The 322-nt window shown below is 78.9% G+C and carries 1 protein-coding gene; it reads right to left on the bottom strand.

Going from position 1 to position 322, the window contains the following annotated elements; genetic code table 11:
* A partial coding sequence (locus tag HTV45_RS33640) for a LysR substrate-binding domain-containing protein (RefSeq protein ID WP_251693425.1) occupies positions 1-322 on the bottom strand: 322 nt, incomplete at both ends.

Raw genomic sequence — 322 nt, 5'->3', positions numbered from 1 at the left:
CCGCCGCGCACAGCAGCACCATCGGCTCCCGGGCCAGCGGCACCAGCTCCCCGCGCCACTCCGCCGGGCTCACCGTCGCGGCGAACGCCAGGTCGAGGCGCCCGCCCGCCACGCCGTCCAGCAGGCTGCTGGTGCCCTCCTGCCGCAGCCTCAGCTCCAGCTGCGGATGCTCCCGGTGGAACGCCGCCAGCAGCCGCGCCGGGCTCACCCCCGCCACGCACTGCTCGACCCCGACCGTCAGCGTCCCGCGCAGCAGCCCCCGTACGGCATCGACCGCGTCCCGCGCCGCCCGCGCGCCCGCCAGCGTGCGCTCCGCCTCCAC

It is taken from the genome of Streptomyces sp. CHD11 (genome assembly GCF_018638295.1).
Lineage (GTDB): Bacteria > Actinomycetota > Actinomycetes > Streptomycetales > Streptomycetaceae > Streptomyces.
This window is presented reverse-complemented; position numbering and strand designations above follow the sequence as displayed.